17 protein-coding genes are annotated in these 20,316 nt (G+C 43.4%); 2 read left to right on the top strand and 15 right to left on the bottom strand.

Features of this window, described 5'->3' with window-relative positions; genetic code table 11:
- Nucleotides 1–168: 168 nt before the first annotated feature.
- From fabD to MKY28_RS08050, 3 genes are all read right to left on the bottom strand, one after another.
- Nucleotides 169–1,374, bottom strand: a complete 1,206-nt coding sequence (gene fabD / locus MKY28_RS08060; RefSeq protein WP_100527338.1) for an ACP S-malonyltransferase — start codon at nucleotides 1,372–1,374, stop codon at nucleotides 169–171.
- Between the two features lie 420 nt (nucleotides 1,375–1,794).
- Complete coding sequence (locus MKY28_RS08055; protein WP_100527337.1) at nucleotides 1,795–2,655, bottom strand: Cof-type HAD-IIB family hydrolase; 861 nt, start codon at nucleotides 2,653–2,655, stop codon at nucleotides 1,795–1,797.
- Between the two features lie 117 nt (nucleotides 2,656–2,772).
- Nucleotides 2,773–3,294 (bottom strand): GNAT family N-acetyltransferase, encoded by a 522-nt coding sequence (locus tag MKY28_RS08050; RefSeq protein ID WP_340935547.1) that lies wholly within the window; start codon nucleotides 3,292–3,294, stop codon nucleotides 2,773–2,775.
- Nucleotides 3,295–3,515: 221 nt separating this feature from the next.
- On the opposite strand from MKY28_RS08050, the gene MKY28_RS08045 reads away from it, so the two are divergent.
- The gene (locus MKY28_RS08045; protein WP_036613498.1) at nucleotides 3,516–4,673 is read left to right on the top strand and encodes a S8 family peptidase; all 1,158 of its coding nucleotides are present in this window, start codon (nucleotides 3,516–3,518) and stop codon (nucleotides 4,671–4,673) included.
- A gap of 121 nt (nucleotides 4,674–4,794) precedes the next feature.
- Here MKY28_RS08045 and MKY28_RS08040 read toward each other — a convergent pair whose 3' ends face one another.
- The 11 genes from MKY28_RS08040 to MKY28_RS07990 form a co-directional block, all read right to left on the bottom strand.
- Nucleotides 4,795–5,193, bottom strand: a complete 399-nt coding sequence (locus tag MKY28_RS08040) for a RidA family protein (RefSeq protein ID WP_036613496.1) — start codon at nucleotides 5,191–5,193, stop codon at nucleotides 4,795–4,797.
- Nucleotides 5,194–5,507: 314 nt separating this feature from the next.
- Nucleotides 5,508–6,950 carry a 6-phospho-beta-glucosidase gene (locus tag MKY28_RS08035; RefSeq protein WP_036613491.1) on the bottom strand — a complete coding sequence of 481 codons (1,443 nt, stop codon included), beginning with the start codon at nucleotides 6,948–6,950 and terminating at the stop codon, nucleotides 5,508–5,510.
- A gap of 34 nt (nucleotides 6,951–6,984) precedes the next feature.
- Entirely contained in the window at nucleotides 6,985–8,898 is a 1,914-nt protein-coding gene (locus tag MKY28_RS08030; protein ID WP_036672802.1) for a beta-glucoside-specific PTS transporter subunit IIABC, read from the bottom strand.
- Nucleotides 8,899–9,343: 445 nt separating this feature from the next.
- Nucleotides 9,344–11,281, bottom strand: a complete 1,938-nt coding sequence (locus MKY28_RS08025; protein WP_036672803.1) for a beta-glucoside-specific PTS transporter subunit IIABC — start codon at nucleotides 11,279–11,281, stop codon at nucleotides 9,344–9,346.
- Nucleotides 11,282–11,448: 167 nt separating this feature from the next.
- The gene (gene licT, locus MKY28_RS08020; RefSeq protein WP_036613486.1) at nucleotides 11,449–12,288 is read right to left on the bottom strand and encodes a BglG family transcription antiterminator LicT; all 840 of its coding nucleotides are present in this window, start codon (nucleotides 12,286–12,288) and stop codon (nucleotides 11,449–11,451) included.
- A gap of 224 nt (nucleotides 12,289–12,512) precedes the next feature.
- Nucleotides 12,513–12,818, bottom strand: coding sequence for a hypothetical protein (locus MKY28_RS08015; protein ID WP_340017728.1), 306 nt, complete (start codon nucleotides 12,816–12,818; stop codon nucleotides 12,513–12,515).
- 57 nt (nucleotides 12,819–12,875) lie between these two features.
- Nucleotides 12,876–13,436, bottom strand: a complete 561-nt coding sequence (locus MKY28_RS08010) for an AAA family ATPase (protein WP_339304702.1) — start codon at nucleotides 13,434–13,436, stop codon at nucleotides 12,876–12,878.
- Between the two features lie 165 nt (nucleotides 13,437–13,601).
- Nucleotides 13,602–14,759: an acyltransferase gene (locus tag MKY28_RS08005; RefSeq protein WP_340935543.1), complete on the bottom strand. Its 1,158-nt coding sequence runs from the start codon at nucleotides 14,757–14,759 to the stop codon at nucleotides 13,602–13,604.
- 71 nt (nucleotides 14,760–14,830) lie between these two features.
- Nucleotides 14,831–15,370: a GNAT family N-acetyltransferase gene (locus MKY28_RS08000; RefSeq protein ID WP_340017730.1), complete on the bottom strand. Its 540-nt coding sequence runs from the start codon at nucleotides 15,368–15,370 to the stop codon at nucleotides 14,831–14,833.
- Entirely contained in the window at nucleotides 15,336–15,818 is a 483-nt protein-coding gene (locus MKY28_RS07995) for a putative immunity protein (RefSeq protein WP_340017731.1), read from the bottom strand. Before MKY28_RS07995 ends, MKY28_RS08000 begins: the two co-directional genes overlap by 35 nt.
- 114 nt (nucleotides 15,819–15,932) lie before the next feature.
- On the bottom strand, nucleotides 15,933–18,662 hold the full coding sequence (locus MKY28_RS07990) for a family 78 glycoside hydrolase catalytic domain (protein ID WP_445670887.1): 2,730 nt from the start codon (nucleotides 18,660–18,662) through the stop codon (nucleotides 15,933–15,935).
- A 134-nt stretch (nucleotides 18,663–18,796) separates the two neighbouring features.
- Here MKY28_RS07990 and MKY28_RS07985 point away from each other — a divergent pair, with 134 nt between their 5' ends.
- Nucleotides 18,797–19,681, top strand: a complete 885-nt coding sequence (locus MKY28_RS07985; RefSeq protein ID WP_340935538.1) for an AraC family transcriptional regulator — start codon at nucleotides 18,797–18,799, stop codon at nucleotides 19,679–19,681.
- A 9-nt stretch (nucleotides 19,682–19,690) separates the two neighbouring features.
- Here the strand turns inward: MKY28_RS07985 and MKY28_RS07980 are convergent, their stop codons facing one another.
- The gene (locus tag MKY28_RS07980; RefSeq protein WP_047843459.1) at nucleotides 19,691–20,257 is read right to left on the bottom strand and encodes a 5' nucleotidase, NT5C type; all 567 of its coding nucleotides are present in this window, start codon (nucleotides 20,255–20,257) and stop codon (nucleotides 19,691–19,693) included.
- Between the last annotated feature and the right edge of the window lie 59 nt (nucleotides 20,258–20,316).

Here is a 20,316-nt window from a genome sequence, read left to right as displayed (position 1 = left end):
TTACTTTTTGGTAAAAAATAGAGATTGATTTGTGGGTTATTGACATATTTATTACCTGACGTTTGGAGTTTCAACAAGTTCAGACGTATCAAACGACAAAAAAGACCGCCTTGTAACAAGGCAGTCTGGCGCTGTATTACAGATCCTGCGAGAGAATATACAGCATTACTAGATTGCATCAATCAACGCGGTTCCATCCAATGGAATTTTTTTTGCTATAATAATGGAATGACATACCTGTAGAGCATCATTTATCTCTTCTTCACTAAGTTCATATTCATTGTTGTTTACTTGTTCCTTTGCCCGTTGTAATTGGTGGAATAATGGCTCAACCGTTTGGGTGTATGATATCGAATCAGGGTTATAATTCCGGGAGATGAGTGCGGTTACCATGAGCTCAGACAACCATTTTTTACGAATTGTTAACAGCTTATTTTTTCTTTCATGTGTATTTGTAAGCATAAGTAAATCAGAAGGCTGACTTAGCGAGTAAGGTATAATACGCTTCGTTATTTTACTCATAAGACTAACTAACACATGTTTAGAACCCAACTCTATAACTTCAGTAACCCCATTTGCAACCAGATAGAGCATAGACTCTGACCATCTTACAGGCATCGTCATCTGCATGGTTAAATAATCCACGACAGATCGATCAGACTCATAGGGTGCTGCTGTAACGTTGGAAATAATCGGGTACTTTGCATGGGCATATTGATATTGATCCGATTCAACTTTGAATTGTTCTGCTGCGGTTTGCATCATGGGAGAATGATATGGGCCAGATACATTTAAAAAAGAATGTTTGGTGCCTTTGGATTCAGTTCTCTTTATAATTTCTTGTATGGACTGGCGATGTCCTGAAATGACAAACTGCTGGTCAGCGTTCATACAAGCCACACAGGCAGGACGTTCTTTTGTTGAAACTTCTTCGCACATGTTTTGAAGTGTATCTAAATGAATGCCTGAAATGGCGGCCATGGTACCTTTCTGATATGGGTCTGCATTGTGCATAATGATACCTCGCTGTCTTACCAGTTTAATGGCGTCATGAAATGAGAGAACACCTGCGCATACCAGAGCCGAATATTCTCCCAAACTATGCCCAGCCAAATAAGCGGGTTCCATCCCTATTTCTTGCATATACACCTGATACGCTATGACACTAACAGTCAAAAGTGCAGGCTGAGCATTCATCGTCATTGTCAAATCAGCCATGCTACCTTCAAAACATAACTTTCTCAAATCCAAAGAAAGGGCATCACTGGCTTCTTCAAATAACTTCTTAGCCACATCGAAGTTATTCCAAAAGTCTCTACCCATACCAACCACCTGAGAACCTTGTCCAGGAAACAACAGAGCTACTTTACTCATCCAGCATCCTCCATGTATTCAACATTACATTTCATCTACTACACTAATTCAGCCACTCATAAACCAATAAATTCCTTGTTTTCAAAATTAATGATAAACTTTCATTGTGAGTTATGCAATAATAAAGTCAAGAGGAGGGTTATCAATTCCTATGAATGGGAAGAAATTCGTGATCATTTTTGGACTCCTTTTTGGACTCTGTGTCGGGGCATTTAGTGTAGTTCTACACTGGATATTTACTGAAGCCTGAACATGACAAATAGACATCCCCAATACGGAGATGCCTGTTTTGTTCTGATCTGATCATTCGATGCTTATTATTCCTCATTATCTTAAGTATCTGAATACACTAATTTCAAGTTCAACGACAATTCCTTCAGATATGTGTGTTACCATCTTTTTCGTGTGAATCGGATTATCTTATCCCTCAATCAATCCATACTTCACAAAACTATGATACAATCCATCTTCCTCTACTGTTCCAGTAATATCATCTGCAATGGCTTTCAGACCTGGCTTCGCATTACCCATGGCAATTCCGACGTTACAAAATTCCAACATCTCGGCATCATTCATGCCATCACCGATGGCGAATGTATCTTCTTGGGTCATGCCTAAATGCTTCAGCAGATCGGCGATCGCAATGGCTTTGTGAATGCCAGGGATCATCAGTTCACCACTTCCTTCACCAAAGATCGGCACAGTGCACTGAATGACTTCGAATTTCCCTTCAAACTCTTGCTTGATCCGCTCAAACGGGATGGCTGAGCTCTCCAAGAAACATACTTTGTTCACGTCATCCTTGTAAAGGTCAGCCTCTCCATACGTCAATCCGGCAATAAACGGGTGCGGTTTCAGCTCCTTCTTCTCTCTGGCTACAGGGTCATTCTCCACATCGCCATAGATACGGCGTTCCAGGTGAGGTTGAAGATTGCTACTCGCATACAATGCCGAGTTGGATTCAAGGTAGAAGTCAATGCCGTTTTCATTGAAGAAATCGACCATATGTCGAACATCTTCCGCTGTCACCCTTTTGTGATATAACACGTCCTTGCCAAACTCCACATAACCCCCACCTGCACCAATCAGACCATCGAATCCGACATCCCAGATGGAATCATAAATTTCTGCTTTGGATCGGCCTGTACATAAATAGAGCAGATGTCCGTTCTCTCTAGCCTGTTTACAAGCCTTCTGTGCTGACAACGGAATGCTTCCGTCATCATCTACCAATGTCCCATCAATATCAATAAAAACAATTTTCCGCTTCGTTTCGTTCATCTGCCTAGCCCCCATCATGTATGTTGTATATGTCTATGTTGTTGTATACAAGAGTTATAGTATCATCAATCATTTTTTCCAAAAATGTGGTCAGAATTTCGGTTCTGTTTCCAATGGTCACTTACATGCCAACTTGTCCATATGTACGGTTTGCCAATCATCATCCTGCTCAGCAATAACCGTAAACCCTTGGCGTTTCCAGAAATCTACGGCTCCTGCCAAGAAGCGATGTGTATGCAAATACAGCGTGGTATAGTGCATATCCTTTACCACGTTCTCCAGTTCGTTCATCAACATCGAACCAATGCCAAACCTACGATACGCGGGATCTACATAACATTTTACTATTTCTGCAGCCGATCGATCTGCATATCGACCTTCCACAGCTTCGATACGTCCATCATAAGGTAATATTCCAATAGAACCGACGATGCCCGCATCCTCCATCATTGCAACAAGAAAGATCGAACCATCGGAGTGCAGATAATGTTCTCTGAACTGCTCGAAGTCCACAGGCAATTTCGTATGATCCATCATCGGAAACACTTCTCTGCGTACACGCATGGCAAAATCAATGGCGTCATGAATCTGGTGTACCTGAACTGGTGTGACTGTCGGTATACTCTGAAGTTGTGTCAATAAAACCACATTCCTTATCCTCTGTATTTAGGAGTTACCTCTCGGCCCTGCCTTAAATCTTGTTCATGCCAAAGCGGCTCTCTTCATATCATCTTACCGAATTTATCCCTTCCTATCAATCTATCTACACTACTATCCAAATTGCAAGAGTGCCCGCGCAGTCTGATAGAGTTCGCATACGATAAGGCGTGTCACAAATCATATTGGAGGGATAAACGCTCATGTGGTTATGGTTAGGTATTTTTGTTTTCATTTTGCTAGTAATCGGGTTCATGTATCGTTATCTGGACCAACTTGCCGAGAGCAAGTTTCATCCGCACGCTCCCAAGCAGCTCTTCGTCAAATTCAAGGAAGGTACAACCGAGGATGAGATGCATACCCTTCACAAAAAAGGGAGATGTAAGGTCGCTGAGACCTATGAAGATTTAGGATGGTACCGTGTGGAATCCCGCAAAAAAATGCACCGGATGCTGAAACATTACAAAGATCATGAGCTTATTGAACATGCAGAGCCGAATTACCTCGTTGAGGCTTCCTTCACTCCTAATGACCCTTTCTTTCCTTATCAGTATAACCTGTCCAAAATCAATGCACCCGCTGCATGGGATATTACGCAGAGTAACAGCTCTGTCAAAATCGCCATTATCGATACCGGTGTACAGCTGAATCATCCAGAATTGGCCTCCAAGCTCCTCCCCGGTTATGATTATGTTGATTATGATAACATTCCTGAGGACGGGAACGGCCACGGCACCCATGTAGCTGGGATCGCTGCCTCCGTTACCAACAATGGTGTGGGCATCGCAGGCGCTGCTCCACTCGCATCCATCGTTCCGCTCCGGGTACTGGATAACAAGGGGCAAGGAACGATAGGTAATGTCGGTAATGGGCTTGTCTTTGCTGCCAACAACGGTGTAAAGGTTGTTAACCTGAGCCTTGGTGGGCCGATGGGAAATGCTTTCCTTCAAGCTGCCGTACAGTATGCTTGGGATCGAGGAGCTGTGATTATTGCCGCAGCCGGTAACGATAACACTTCATTCCCAATCGTACCCGCATCGTATCCCAATGTGATTGCTGTCGCTTCAACCAACCCTTCCGATCTCAAATCCAATTTCTCCAACTATGGTTCCTGGGTGGATATGGCTGCACCGGGTGATACCATTCTATCCACATACCTGGGTGGTTCCTATGCCTACCTTAGCGGGACATCCATGGCTACCCCTCATGTGGCTGGAGTGGCTGCACTTCTCGCTGCACAAGGGAAAACAAATGCTCAGATTCGGGACGCGCTGTGTTTCGCTTCTGATCCGGTATCAGGCTCCGGGATCTACTGGACATATGGTCGACTGAATGCTTATCAGAGCTTGCAGGTGCCATAATACACCACCTACTATCGCTCATGATTGCACACAGGCATATCCTTTCCATTTTTCACAAATAAAAAACGAAGGGACATCTGTAAGTAAGATGCTCCTTCGTTCGGTTAAAAAGTATTCGATGTTACACTTTTGCTGCCCAAAGCTCTATTTCAATTTTAATCTCTGGTAGACCTAACGCCGTAATATATCCAATCGTCATTGCAGGATAATCCGTACTAAATAATTGTCCCCACTCGGCATATAAGAAATCCCAATCGATTTCCTCGGTTGCCCATACGTTCACTTTGATAATATGTTCAGCATCTAAGCGCTCAGATTCGAGCACTGTTTTAATATTATTAAATGTATTAGTGACTTGCTCATTCAGACTCTCTGGAAAGAGTCCATTCTGATCTGCTCCAATTTGACCCGAAGTCACAAATAACTCTGCATTCCTCGGGATTCTTGTAATATGCGTGTACTGACCTACAGGAGCTGGCATATTTTCTGGATTTTTTCTAGTAATTTTGTCAATATTCATTTGGATTACCTCATCATTCTTAAGATTTTTCTGCGTTATTTCCTAGTTTTCTTCCGATTTTGGGCAGACTTCACCCTTGGAATAGATTCTAGAAAAAGACAGCAGTGGAGTATCCATATCCCGAAGATATAAACGCAAGTGATTTTTTCTTCATGAGTGGATGCTCCTCCCTTCTTAAGTGACAAGATTCTCTTCATTTCTTTATTATATCTGAAAGCCACATCATGGGTCAAATTCATCCCCTCATAAACAAAGAGCAATCCCATAATAACGAGACTGCTCTTTGTTTATTCTATAGCGTCGGACATCTTGTATCAGAAATATTGTGCGCCATTACTCGCAATGACATCTTTGTACCAGTGAAAACTCTTCTTTTTCAGTCTGCGAAGTGTGCCCGTACCATCATTATTTCTGTCTACATAGATATAGCCGTAACGTTTCTTCATCTCTCCGGTACCCGCACTGACCAGGTCGATCGGTCCCCAGCTTGTGTAACCTATGAGCTCTACACCGTCTTGAATCGCTTCAGCCATCTCGGCAAAATGACTATTCAAATATTCGATGCGATAATCATCTTCTACGGAGTCATTGTCTAACAACACATCGGTTGCTCCAAGTCCATTTTCTACGATAAACAAAGGTTTGCCATAGCGGTCATGCAGTTGATTAAGCGTAATTCGAAGCCCCTTAGGATCAATGGTCCACCCCCACTCGGAAGCTTGCAGATAAGGGTTCTTTACTGAACCAAATACATTGCCTTCTGTCGAATCTTTCAAAATCTCAGGGTCCGTACTGGTGCACCGGCTTGCGTAATAGCTAAAACCGATATAGTCGACTGTGTTCTGCATCAAGATCTCTGCATCTTCAGGTTGCATTTCAATCTGAATGTCATTTTCCCTGAAAAATCTTTTTGTATAACCCGGATATGCTCCCTTCGACTGCACGTCGATGAAGAAGAATGATTCGCGATCTTTCTCCATGGCTTTCCATACATCATCCGGATTAGAGCTGTATGGATACACCATTCCAGCGGCTAACATACAACCAATCTGTGCACCCGGAATGATCTCATGACAAGCCTTAACAGCAAGTGCACTCGCTACCAATTCATGATGTGCTGCCTGATACAGAACCTGATCTTTGTTTTCACCATCCTGCAGAACAATACCCGCTCCAATGTACGGGAGATGCAGCAACATATTGATTTCATTAAACGTCATCCAGTATTTCACTTTATTCTTGTATCGATTGAAAAGCGTCGTCGCATATTTCTCAAAGAAACCAATCATCTTACGATTCTTCCAACCGCCGTAAGACTCGACCAGATGTACAGGTACATCGAAATGGCAGATCGTCACGACAGGTTCAATGTTGTATTTTAATAACTCATCAAAGACATCATCATAAAATTGCAAGCCTGCTTCGTTTGGCTCCGCTTCATCACCATTAGGGAAAATCCGTGCCCAGGCTATGGAAAGCCTGAGGCACTTAAATCCCATTTCTGCAAATAACGCAATATCTTCCTTATATCGATGATAGAAGTCAATGGCTTCATGTGAAGGATAGAATTCCCCTGTTTTTGGTTCATACGAATCCAGGTTACCCAGAGCAATATTCCATCGATTGGCACCAATCGGAATCAGATCTACCGTTGTTAAACCTTTGCCACCTTCCAGATAAGCACCTTCCAATTGATTCGCTGCGGTTGCTCCTCCCCAGAGAAAATTCTCCGGGAAGGCTGTAAACTTTTCATTCATCGAGGAGTTCCTCCTTAACCATCCTTAGTTAGAATTAGCTTAATACCGTGATCAATTTATCTTTCTCATGAACGGATGCATCTTTTGTTCCTACAACGTCCAGATAATTTGAAGTATTAGTGACAATGATCGGTGTAACCGTCTCATATCCTGCATCCTTAATCGCTTGCAGATCAAACTCAACAATCAGGTCACCTGCGTTAACACGGTCTCCATCTTTCACATGGGTTGTAAAATGTTGACCTTTCAGCTTGACCGTATCCTGTCCAATATGGATCAGCATCTCTACACCATCATCGCTTACAAGACCAATGGCGTGTTTGGTACGATATACGGTTTGAACAACACCTGTGATTGGAGATACCACTCTACCACTGGTTGGACGAATTGCAATCCCTTTACCCATGTGCTCTCCTGCAAACGTTACGTCATTAATTTCGTTCAGTGCAACAACTTCACCAGCCATTGGGCTGACGATTTCGTATCTGCTGTTCGGATTTGGATCAAGTACTGGTGCAGGTGCAGCTACTTTTTCCACCGGATCTTTGAATCCAACCACATACGTCAATACGAAACCAAGAACGAATGCAATCAATGAAGCAACTATAGCCATGTAGAACGCGAAGTCTAATCCTGTTTCTTTATTAATAAAAGTTGGATAACCGAATACGCCAAGTCCGCCAATCATGTATATCTTCGAACCTGCATAACCGAGAATACCGCCTCCGATCCCCCCAGCAATACAACTCATAATAAACGGTTTTTTCAATGGAAGCGTAACACCATAGATCGCAGGCTCTGTTACTCCAAATATACCGGAGATAAATGCTGGTACACTGAGTGTTTTTATTTTCGTATTTTTTGTTTTGAGTAATACGGCAAGTACAGCACCGATTTGAGCAAAAGAAGCAGCAAATGACATTGCGATAACCGGATCAGCGCCTGACGTACTAAGATTTAATAATGCAACCGGAACCAGTCCCCAGTGAAGTCCGAATAATACAAACACTTGCCATAGTCCACCGATAATCAATCCTGTAACAATAGGACTTAATTCATAAATATTAGTAGCTCCCGCGCCAATCAATTGTCCTGCCCATGTGGAGATTGGACCAATGACCAAAAAAGTCGCTGGAACAATTACAAGCAAGGTGAAAAAGGGAACAAGGAATGTGCTTACCACTTTCGGAATAACGTTCTTGAAGAATCTTTCTAATTTTACAGCTACAAATGTCGCTATAATGATTGGGATAACCGATGAAGCGTAGTCCATCAAGATAACCGGCATACCCAGGAACGTAATGTGGATAGGTGATTCAAACAATGTACCTGTAAACAAGGTGTACAGTGGATCTCCTGCCTTAAGACCGCCCAATGTCGGATAAACAAGAGATGCACCTATCGCCATACCCAGGAACGGTGAACCGCCAAACTTCTTGATCGCAGTGTAACCCAGGAAGATCGGGAAGAAGTAGAACAGACAGTCCCCCGTTGCTTTCAATAATTGATACGTTCCGGAATCCTGAGTTATCCAGCCAAAGGCTACAAACATCTCGTTAAAACCTTTGATCATACCTGTGGCAGCCAGCAAACCGAGTAGTGGTGTGAACACACCCGAGATCATGTCGATAAATCGGCTGAACAACCCTACTTTTTTGCCTGAGTTGTCCGTTTCCTCTTCCACTTGTCCTTCACTTGGGAAATTCCCTACTTTAACGACTGCTTTATATACATCCGGCACTTCGTTGCCGATAACAACTTGATATTGTCCACCACTTTGCATAACGGTAATAACACCTGGCAGATTTTTAAGTTCTTCTGTTTTGGCTACGCTTTCATTTTTCAGTTTAAACCGCAGTCTTGTTACGCAATGGAATACACTATTTACGTTCTCGCGACCACCTACACGTGCCAGAATGTCCTTAGCCAATTGATCGTAGTTGCTCATTGTAATTCTCCCTCTCTAAGTAGACTCCCCATGACTTTTGAAACAAATAAAACCTGAACCACTGAACATACACAACATACCGGATCGTCCGGAAATCAGTCGTGTTATTCAGCAATTCAGGTTTTGCCCTTAACGGTTGCAACCCTGTAAGGCTGTACACATTGGTATTTAATTATTTGGATAACGAAAGTAAGTTACATTCCATACCCTCTGAACTGAGGATGGTCGGCATTGCCTGATTGAACAGTTACAATCCGATTGATGTATGCGCTTACTTCTTGAACTCATCATAGTACATCTGAACTACGTTTGCAACACTTATTTTTATTAATTTCACAAATACATTTGAGTGACCGAAAATGAAAAAAAGAGACCACTTCGAAAACATCAAAGTGGTCTCTATAGAGCTAATGCTCAGATTAATAAAATACGCACTAAAGCAGAATTAACCAATAACCGTAACCAATTTATCCTTTTCTTGCACTTCACGACTTGTTGTAGCAACCACGTCCAAATAATCAGCCGTATTCGTTACAATAATCGGTGTTACGGTCTCATATCCCGCCTCAATAATGGCCTGCAGATCGAATTCAACGATCAGATCGCCAACACTCACACGATCCCCATCTTTCACATGTGCAGTGAAATGTTGACCTTTGAGCTGTACCGTATCCTGACCGATATGGATCAAAATCTCTACACCTTGATCATCTACAAGTCCAATTGCATGTTTGGTACGATAAATCGTCTGTACCACACCATTAATCGGGGATACAACTCTCCCACTGGTTGGGCGAATAGCAATCCCTTTACCCATATGTTCACCAGCAAATGTAGCATCATTAATTTCTTGCAAAGGAACTACCTCACCCGTCATCGGGCTGGCAATTTCGTAGCGATTGTTTGGATTAGGCTCAAGTGCAGCCTTCTCTTCTTTTACTGGCTCTGGAGCCTGTTTGGCAGCCTCTGGATTAGCAGGATCTTTGAATCCTACAAAATAAACGAGAACAAAGCCTAGTACAAAAGCAATGATAGTGGCAATCATGGCCATCCAGAATTCATAGTTGATTCCCTCTGTGGGACTAATCAGCGCTGGAACACCAAAGATTCCTGAAGCAAATACAAACATTTTGGAGCCAGCGAAGCCAATAATACCACCAGCGGTTGCAGAAGCAATACAACTCATAATAAATGGTTTTTTCAATGGCAAAGTAAGTCCATAAATAGCAGGCTCAGTTACACCAAAAATCCCGGACACAAAGGCAGGAACACCCAGTGATTTGAGTTTGGTATTTTTCGTTTTAAGCATAACGCCAAGAACAGCACCAATCTGAGCAAAGGAAGCAGCAAACATCATAGCCAGAATCGGATCTGCTTTCAGTGTGGACAGATTCAGCAGCATGATTGGTACGATACCCCAGTGTAACCCGAAGATAACCAATACTTGCCACAATCCACCAACAACAATACCAGTCACCAACGGACTCAAGTCATAGATACCCGATACCCCGGCACCAATCAGCTGACTTGCCCATGTCGCAATTGGACCAATCAAGAGGAATGTTACAGGGACAACAATCAGAATTGTAAAGAATGGCGTGAGGAACGTTCTCACAACAGATGGAATGATCTTTTTGAAGAATGCTTCTACCTTTGCTCCAAAATAAGCAGCAATAATAATCGGAATGACGGATGAGGAATAACTCATCAAGATAACGGGAATACCCAGGAACGTGATATGAATCGGTGATTCAAACAATGTGCCTGCAAACAGCGTATAGAGCGGTTCCCCACCACTAAGACCAGATAAGGTCGGATATACAAGTGATGCTCCGATAGCCATCCCGAGGAATGGAGATCCACCGAATTTTTTCATAGCTGTGTAACCCAGGAAGATCGGGAAGAAGTAGAATAGACAGTCACCTGCAGCATTCAACAATTGATATGTTCCTGAAGACGGGTCCAACCATTCGAGAGAAGTAAACATGGACAGGAAACCTTTGATCATCCCTGTTGCAGCTAGCAATCCGAGAATTGGTGTAAAGACACCTGAGATCAAGTCGATAAACTGACCCAAGAGACTCTCTTTTTTACCGGAAGATTCTGAATCATCACTTGAGACCGGTTCATCCGCATTCATATTACCCACCTGTAACAAGGCTTTATAAACATCAGACACTTCGTTACCCACAACTACCTGGTATTGCCCCCCGCTTTGCATTACCGTTATGATTCCAGGCAGATTTTTGAGTTCGTCTGTTTTGGCATTATTGTCATTTTTTAATTTGAAACGAAGTCTGGTCGCACAGTGCACCACGCTGTTAATGTTCTGTTTTCCACCAACGCCAGACAGAATGTCTTTGGCTAATTGCTCGTGTTTCATGAAGTCTTTTCTTCCTTTCTGGCTAGACACGGATTCAAAGCATATTGGAGAGAATAAAAAAACCTGAACATCTGAATGTATGGAACACCCGGTTAACGGTATGTTCAGTCATTCAAGCGTTCAGGTTTTGCCCTAGTGGTTGCAACCCTGCAAGCTGATCTATGGGATTATTCAGAAGTTGCATTCACAACTCTCTCAATATGAATCGTTAAGTACATCAATTCTTCGTCAGTTAGTTGATACGTGTAGTTGCTTTCAATGAATTTCTTGATTTTCTCCGAGCACTTGTGCGCTGCTGGATACTTTTTCTGAATCATCAGGAACAGTTCATCATCGTTGTTGCTCTTGTAATGTTTTCCCTTCACCAAACGTTGGGCGAAAAACTTCAAATGTGTCACAAAGCGATAAAATGTCAGTGAGTTCTCATCAAAATCAATCTTGAAATGATACTTGATGATTGTCAGGATTTCCTGCATGACCTGCGTCATACTCTTGATGTTGGGCATTTCCTCGTTCAAAGCTGCATTGACAAAGTGAAGTGCCATAAAACCGGCTTCGTCCTCGGGCAAGATCACACCAAACTGATCACAGATCATATTGAGCGCTTCCATTCCAACTTCATATTCCTCTTTGTATAACTGCTTTGTCTCCCAGATTAAACCGTTGCGTATGGGCAGATTCTTGCGATACCGCTCAATGGCAAAGTGAATATGGTCTGTAAGATGTAAGTAAATGCTCTCATTTAATTTCTTGCCAAGTTTTAATTTGGCGTAAGCGATGATTTCCTCGGATACTTTCATGTATTCCAGAGGAATACTTGAGATTAATGCCTTGAAGTTTTCCTGAATATCTTCATTCTGTAAAGTAAATATCTTGTCGATATGCTGCTCGGAAACCATATCACCCGCCCGCTTCTGATAAGCAATCCCCCGGCCAATGATAATAACTTCCTGCTCGTCATTCATTGCAACTACAGCATTATTGTTCAGCACCTTCTCGATTTTCACTTTATCACTCCAATATACAGAAAAAGACAAACCAATCCCTTTTCTCAAGGTATACGGCTTTGCCTGATTCAACAGTTACAACCCGATATGTTGTACGCGCTTCCCTCATAATATTACATATTTCTACACAGTGCAACAAAAAGTTAATATCGAATTAGCATGACTCCTGATCTAGGTAAATATACTCACAGGAGTGAGCAAATCAAGAATTATTTTACAGGAATTCACGGTTTATTGTTTTTGCTTTCTTTCTCCAGCTCTGCTTCGATTCTTCGATTAATCATGTTCATTTCTTCTGAACTCAAACGATCGACATCTTTAAATTGCTTATCCATCTCGTACTCTTTCGCCTCACCTTTGTTCATTAACCCCAGATGATTTTTGATATCCCGGACATCTTCACGCATATGCATCGTCTGACGGTAATGATCTATCACAAGTGCGAAAACAATGCCCCCAGCCAAAATCGGACCGAATGGGATCAGATAACATAGAACAAGTCCTATGAGCAAAAATATAACAAAGTACATGATGTAGTGCCCCTCTCATATAAAGTATCTACTTTGCTAAGTTAGACGTTTCTCAGATTACAAATTAAATCGTTCCTGAATTAACTTTGCCACTTCATCCGGGCTCTTGTGTGTGTTATCAATCCTTATGTAGTGCTCATGCTTGATTTCTCCCGGTTCCGAATTCAATCGATAATGCTTCATCGTATCTAGCAAATCTCGCTCAGACCACGCAATGTCACGCTTTGTTGGTTTATGTAACAGACGATGCGGACTTTTATTGCGCTCTAGTCTTTCTGATGCATCGGCCTCCAGTTCCACATAACAGACCTGACCCCCTTGAGATGTAAACAACTCACTGATCTTACGGATGTATTCACCATCTGACTCCGCGTCCAATGCCCACACAAATGTAAAAATCAGACCCGGCAAATCACTCTTTGCCACTTCTTCAAAAATCTCCTGCCGGAACAGACTCACCAGTCTTTTGCCTTGTGGTGTGCCATAGCTGAAGAAAGGAGACACCAATTCAATGGTCATGTGGTTATGAAACAATTTTAGCTTTGTTATCTTCTCCAGTTCTTGCCCCACCGTCATTTTGCCCACAGCCTGTGGGCCAAAAATAATCACTAATTTCATTTGATCACTCCTGACAAGGTAGTGTTCATTCCATTAATTCAATTTTATGGACATTAAACTCTATAATAACTTCTTTAGGGCAAATAAAAAAGAGGTTTCAAGTGATTCCCTCAACGCGTGAGGGCTTGAAATCTCTTATCTTAAATTACATATGTTTATTCTAACTTAACGTCCAATCAGTACCCATCCCCACTTCATCCGGCGCAATCCCATCGCGCAGATCCATGAGATCAGGAGCGCCACAATATAAGATAGAATGATGCCCACGCTGAAGTGCCGAGCCAGGTCATCTGTGAATTCACGTCTCCAGAAGAGCAATACGAGTGGATGCATTAAAAATACACCGAACGCAACTGTACCCAAGGAGTCCAGAATACGAGTAGCTTTACGAACCTCGGTATGTTTTCCTGTGCCGATTCGTTCACTAAAGATCAACAGGAGCAAGCAGGCTGACAAGGTAAACAGATTACGGAACAGGAACAGCACGGTATAGGTAATAACCGGGTATGCAGCAAAAGTGGTTTTGATATAAGCATTACCATATATAAAAATGGCACCTCCACCTATCAACGCAGCTATGAGCACATAACGGTGAGTATACAGTTTGTTCAATGCCCACTCAAAGTTCAACCCAACCCATGCGCCAAATCCAATCACGATCAGATAACTGGGTAACAAACTTCCTGTCCGTTCGAAGTGAAACTGCAAATGTAGTGCATAGAAGATCGCTTGGCCCGCAATAAAGAATAGTGGCAAATAACGATTAAACAAACGATGGCGTGTAAGGTACAGAAGCCACGGAAAAACGATATAGAATTGAAGAATAATCAGAAAAAAGTACAAGTGCGTATGAGCGGTTCCCATCACTAATTGTTTGGCAAATTGAACACTATGGGTCAAAGGTTCTTTGCCCGCAAGCAACTGTTTAATGGCAAAATAGATAAGGGACCACACCACATAGGGAACAAATACATTAAATAAACGCTTCTTATAAAAAGCGAGCATCCAACCTTTCTCATTCACCTTGGAGCTGTAGTTGTAGAACAAGACCAGGGATGACAGGAACAGAAACGCTGGAACGGCAAATTGCAAAAACGTGTTCCAGAAGTAATACACATCATGATCTAATGTATGCTTGGGGTAATGCGCAACTGCTGTTGAAGTTGCATGAATAGCTACCACTGCCATGATGGCAAAAGCACGAAAGAGATCCAGATACTCAATTCGCCGGGGCCGATTAACCGGTTGATTCATAAAGATAACCTCACTTGTGCCTGATATGGGATGATAGTTTCCGGCCGCAATCCAGATTCTATGCTTCATTTTAATCAGCACACGAGGGTAATACAATCATAATCCATATTATTTTCGTTTTATTTCATCATTATTCTGCATTATTCGACATTCTCTATCCAGAATCGTTCAACAACGTTGCCATTGGACTCCACATAGTCTTCATCCCGAATGCCACCATTTCGAAGGATAACCCTTCTGGAAGGCTCATTAACCGCATCACATACGACCAATACTTTGGAAATTCCAAGCTCTCTCGTTTTCTCCAAAGAAAGCCTGAGAATTTCGGAACCATAGCCATTGTGCCGCTCTCCTGGACGAATACCATATCCAATATGTCCTCCACTGTTGAACAATTTATCATTAAGCTCATGCCTTATATTCACAGCACCCACGATTTGTTGACTCTCCGTGACCAGCCAATATGTACTGTCTTTGACCCAGCCCTCCGGGATGTCGATCCCTTGTTCATTACGCTGCAAAAATGCCAACATCTCATCGAACGCATAAGGATCTTTGGAAATGATCCAAGGAACCATCAATTCTCCACTTCTGACCCAGTCTTCATAAAATGCCAAATACGCATCCTTATAGGCTTTTGATGGTTTAATTAATCTCACGTGTTCTTTCCCCATGATCATTACATCCTCCCAACAGATATTGATATTGCCACGTTCTCTCTTCCAAGACACGACGTTCTTGTTCTTCCATCAAAGAGTCATAAAAGATAGCTTTCACTGCATAGGTTGCGGCATGTACCGCATGGCCTTTGACATGTGCCGTTGCAGCTGCGTGTCCCGCCGCACGAGAGGCAGCAGAGGCAGCGACATGATCGGCTTCCCGTGCAGCAGCATGAGCTGCAAAAGCCGCCTTTCGTGCATCAACCATGGCAATCTCTCCACGGATCCAACCTCTTCCTGCATCAATGGCATCATGGGCGCGGAGATCCTCCGTCTTCTTCTCAAATATATACAAGACACGTGCCGCACACTCCGCAGCCCAACAAGCCAATGTATGGTGATCCTGTTGCTTAGCCAAATCCTCTATTTCACTACGTAAAGGTGCATCTTTGAATGCAGGTTTTGCCATGGTCATGCTCCTTTCATTGTTCAAATACTACAAATTTACTCTCAACAAGTTCGAAAAAGGACCTGCGTGTGTGCAGATCCTCTTCAAGTGTACATCTTACCACTTATTCTATCATTATACGGACTCTGTCAATGTAGCCTCCTGAACATCCCGATCCTTTTTCGCATCCGTGTCTTTGTACGTAAATCGGTAACTTCCAGATCCAAGTGTGACTTCAACATCGTCTCCAATGTTTTGAATATCCTGAACTCCACTTATCTGATCCAACTGATTCAACGGTTTCCCTTGTTCCAGAACGATCTGTGCACCTGCTCCAGGAAGACGTACCGTACCTCTCGTGTTGGCGGGAATATGCACCCGTATATCCATTTTACCATCCGCCAACCGGTGCCAGCTTGAAGCAACATGACCATACATCGTCTCCAGACTCGCTTCCACCCAATCCAGTCCAGGTCCGGGTTGCGGCTCGATATGCACCATTCGGAATCCTGGCTGATGTTCATCGGACCGAATGCCGGCAACGTAACGATACAACCATTCTCCAATCGCTCCGTACGCATAGTGGTTAAATGAGTTCATATCAGCACTCCAGAGACTGCCATCCTCTTTGATCCCATCCCAATGTTCCCAGACGGTCGTTGCGCCTTGAGTCACCTGATATAGCCAGGACGGATAATCCTCTTGAAAAAGTAATGTATATGCCAGGTCGTGAAGACCTGCATCACTCAATACCGGATTCAGATAAGGTGTACCCACAAAGCCTGTAGTAAGATGATTGCCCGCCTCTTTCACGAGTTTTGCCAATTGATCGACAGCACGAGTTCGGGCAGTGGCGTCCAGCAGGTCAAATTGGAGCGCAAGAACATGTGCTGTTTGCGTAGGAACAGCAATTTTGCCAGCTGGAGTCACGAATTCATTTCTAAACGCATGAACAATGTTTGTGTGCAACTCCTTGTAATATTCAGCATCATCTGTCTTTCCAAGGACCTCAGCCGCTTTTTGAGTTAACGAAACCGAATAGGCATAGAAGGCAGATGCCACATATTCCGTGTCCGTTGCGCCAACATAACTATCAGGCTTGGAGTCCAGTCCCAGCCAATCGCCAAAGTGGAATCCCGTGTTCCACAGATACGGATTGTCACCCTGCACATGAATATACTCGATCCACTGCTTCATACTCTCATATTGTTCGGCCAGTAATCTGGCATCCCCATACATCTCATAGATGGTCCAAGGACAAATAACTGCTGCATCCCCCCAAGCGGCGGAAGAATGACTGGTGTCTCCCCACCCTTCTGAGGTGGAACCTCTCAGATCCGGAACGAAGAATGGAATACCGCCATCTTCTCCCTGATCCGCTTCCAGATCCCGCAGCCATTTGGTAAAGAAGGGAGCCGTATTCATCAGGTAGGAGGACGTTCGGATAAACATCTGTGCATCCCCGGTCCATCCAAGCCGTTCATCCCTCTGTGGACAGTCTGTCGGCACATCAAGGAAATTTCCTTTTTGCCCCCACAATATATTGTGATGCAGTCGGTTCACCAGTGGACTGGAGCATGAGAACTGACCTGTTTGCTCCATATTAGAGTGCAGCACTACTCCGGTGAATTCATCCAGACGAATGTGTTCCGGGAAGCCAACCAGCTTCACATAGCGAAAGCCTTGGAATGTAAAATGCGGTTCAAATGATTCCACGCCATCCCCCTTGCACGTGTAGCGAATACACTGCTTGGCGGCACGAAGATTATCGGTGTAAAAGTTGCCTTCATGATCCAATATCTCAGCATGGTGCAGCTCAACCGTCTGACCCGCCTCACCTTGAATGCTGAATCTCACCCATCCCACCATATTCTGCCCTATGTCTACTACACGATCTCCCTTTGGGGTTGTTAACAAGGCGATTGGCTGTAGCTGTTCTACTTGGGTAACGGGTACGTTCTCCTGAGCAACGATGATATCTTTGGGATGATCCAGTACGTTCACGGGTGACCAATTCGTCTGAGATGAATCCGACCAGTCGGACTCCATACGTGCATCATACGTCTCCCCCATATAGATGTCCGACATACGAATGGCACTTGGAGCAGCGGTCCAATCCCCATTGGATATAATACATTCCTCTGATCCATCTGCGTATTTCATATGCAGTTCCAGCAGCAATGCGGACGTTGAACCAAATATCTCCCGTTCTTTGTTCCAGCCAAGATATCCTCGGTACCAGCCATCTCCCAGATTAGCACCTAAAGTATTCTGTCCATCCTGAAGCAGGTGGGTGACATCATAAGTTTGATATTGTAATCGCTTACGATAAGAGGTCCAACCAGGTGTAAAATAATCTTCTCCTACTCTTGTGTTGTTCATATGCAACTCGTATAATCCAAGTGCTGTAACATATATGCGGGCAGAAGTAACAGGTTGTTTCACATTAAACTGCTTGCGCATACGCGGGCATGACGTATCTCCATCATCTGATGGTTGAGCTGTGATCCATTCTGCTTGCCACTTGTTATGACTATCCATAAGTCCCATCTCGAAATAAGCCGATTCGGAACAGCCCGAATCATTTCCTGCATCATCCCATGCCTGAATCCGGTAATAGTATCGCGTTTGCGGGGAAGGCTGAAAATGGTTTAATTCCACATGTATGGATTGATCCGTGTTTATCTTGCCAGAATCCCATGCAATCTCATCAAAATCTTCTGACAGGGACAGCTGGATCTGGTATGCAGATTGCATGCAATTTCGACGATCAGACTGTAACTGCCAGCTTAATCTCGGTGATTTGACATCAAGGCCTATCGGATTGATTCTATACTCACAGCGAAGGTGACTAACGTTGAACATTAGCAGATCGTCCTTTCCATCTTGGCTTCCCATTCGGGGTTACGATATAATTATATCGATCCTGTTGCCCTAAATACCCGGTAATCAGGACTATTTCATCCGGTGATTCAGCCATCTGTGCGAGGAGGTTGCTTGTGAATTCATCTGTACAACTCATGAAAAGTGAATACTTTCTGCATAATCATTTGCAACTTTTTGTCAATCGTTGCTCTGAAGATTTTGTGCTTCCTTTTCACGCACATGATTTTATTGAATATAGCTACGTTGCCGAAGGAAAGGGCTTTCATCATATCGGTGAAGATGTCATTCCGGTGACAAAGGGGATGCTGTTTGTCATTCCTGTCGGCGTTCCTCATGTCTTTCGTCCTGTCAGCACCAACGTAACCGAGCATCCGTTAATTATATATAATTGCTTATTTAATGCTGAATTGATCCACACGCTGACAGCAATCATTCAGGAAAAAGAAATCATTCAACATCTGATGGATCTGGAACAAAATCAGGTTCCTTATATATCCGTTGTGGATCACAACGACCGGATTGAAGAACTAATGGTGAAGCTGTACCGTGAATCCTCCGTTCCGGGAATCGGTTCGTCTACCATGTTATACACCTTGGTAAGCCAGTTGGTATTGATGACCTACAGACAACTTTATCAAAAGGATCATGATGAAGAGCATCATTCCACCGGTTTTGATTACATTCTTCATTATCTCAAACAACACGTGAGCGACCGAATCCGAATGTCTGATCTGGTACGTGTATCGGGCTTTAGCGAAAAACAGATTGGGCGAATGTTTCTGCGACATACCGGACAGAACTTTAGCGGCCACCTGCAACACCTCCGTATACAAAAAAGCTGTGAACTGCTTAAGAGTTCACAGCACAAAGTCAGCCTGATTGCAGAGCTGGTTGGATATCGGGATTTGGATTCATTCTATGCTGCATTCAAAAAAATAACAGGCGAAACACCTCTCGCCTATCGCAAAAAATCCAGAGCACAGCACTCTGGACAATAAGATTTACTTTCAGACACCAACAACCTGTAACACTTCATCTATGTATGCCTTGGCCTCTTTCCATGAAGACATCAACGGAAAGTTGTATCGCTCACGCTCCTGTATGTTCCATGGATGTGGGATACAGATGACCTTTTTGCCGTCCTCATGCGCGGGAATCAGGTTATGTGCTCCATCATCAATGAGCAAATCAAAAGCGAGCAGGTTTTTTCTTTTGCATGTAATAAACTGTTCTGCGGTTATAAAAGGCATATGCTGCTGAAGCCAGTTCCACTTCTCAACGACTGTTCTTGGTTCTGCTGCCGTCACAACAATAACATCATAAGCATCGTTCAACTTTCGCATCTCATCTACAACATACTCGTCGTATAATTCCAATTCCTCGAACAGACCCGGCCGACCATAAAATACATCATGCGTGCTCTCTGGATGACGCAAATGGGATGTATCCCAATGAATCATATCCTCATAGCGCAACGGATGGGTCGGGAAGTTGAGGTTGTTGTGATATATAGCCCGCTTGACCAGATGACATATCGTGTCATCCATATCTACAGCAATAATAGGCTTCTTCATGGTTATCCCTCCCCCAATACGAACACAGTATACCATCCAGAATGTTATGTAGTCATCTT

Origin of the sequence: Paenibacillus sp. FSL R5-0473, from assembly GCF_038004565.1 — a bacterium.
Lineage (GTDB): Bacteria > Bacillota > Bacilli > Paenibacillales > Paenibacillaceae > Paenibacillus > Paenibacillus amylolyticus.
This window is presented reverse-complemented; position numbering and strand designations above follow the sequence as displayed.

Bases quoted from the DNA above. Each gene is read 5' to 3' on its own strand.
- MKY28_RS08030 (WP_036672802.1), bottom strand. From the start codon at position 8,898: ATGAGCAACTACGATCAATTGGCTAAGGACATTCTGGCACGTGTAGGT.
- MKY28_RS08005 (WP_340935543.1), bottom strand. From the start codon at position 14,759: ATGAAGCATAGAATCTGGATTGCGGCCGGAAACTATCATCCCATATCA.
- MKY28_RS08040 (WP_036613496.1), bottom strand. From the start codon at position 5,193: ATGAATATTGACAAAATTACTAGAAAAAATCCAGAAAATATGCCAGCT.
- MKY28_RS08035 (WP_036613491.1), bottom strand. From the start codon at position 6,950: ATGAATGAAAAGTTTACAGCCTTCCCGGAGAATTTTCTCTGGGGAGGA.
- MKY28_RS08010 (WP_339304702.1), bottom strand. From the start codon at position 13,436: ATGAAATTAGTGATTATTTTTGGCCCACAGGCTGTGGGCAAAATGACG.
- MKY28_RS08015 (WP_340017728.1), bottom strand. From the start codon at position 12,818: ATGTACTTTGTTATATTTTTGCTCATAGGACTTGTTCTATGTTATCTG.
- fabD (WP_100527338.1), bottom strand. From the start codon at position 1,374: ATGAGTAAAGTAGCTCTGTTGTTTCCTGGACAAGGTTCTCAGGTGGTT.
- MKY28_RS07995 (WP_340017731.1), bottom strand. From the start codon at position 15,818: ATGGCAAAACCTGCATTCAAAGATGCACCTTTACGTAGTGAAATAGAG.
- MKY28_RS07990 (WP_445670887.1), bottom strand. From the start codon at position 18,662: ATGTTCAACGTTAGTCACCTTCGCTGTGAGTATAGAATCAATCCGATA.
- MKY28_RS08045 (WP_036613498.1), top strand. From the start codon at position 3,516: ATGTGGTTATGGTTAGGTATTTTTGTTTTCATTTTGCTAGTAATCGGG.
- MKY28_RS08025 (WP_036672803.1), bottom strand. From the start codon at position 11,281: ATGAAACACGAGCAATTAGCCAAAGACATTCTGTCTGGCGTTGGTGGA.
- MKY28_RS08000 (WP_340017730.1), bottom strand. From the start codon at position 15,370: ATGATCATGGGGAAAGAACACGTGAGATTAATTAAACCATCAAAAGCC.
- MKY28_RS07980 (WP_047843459.1), bottom strand. From the start codon at position 20,257: ATGAAGAAGCCTATTATTGCTGTAGATATGGATGACACGATATGTCAT.
- MKY28_RS08055 (WP_100527337.1), bottom strand. From the start codon at position 2,655: ATGAACGAAACGAAGCGGAAAATTGTTTTTATTGATATTGATGGGACA.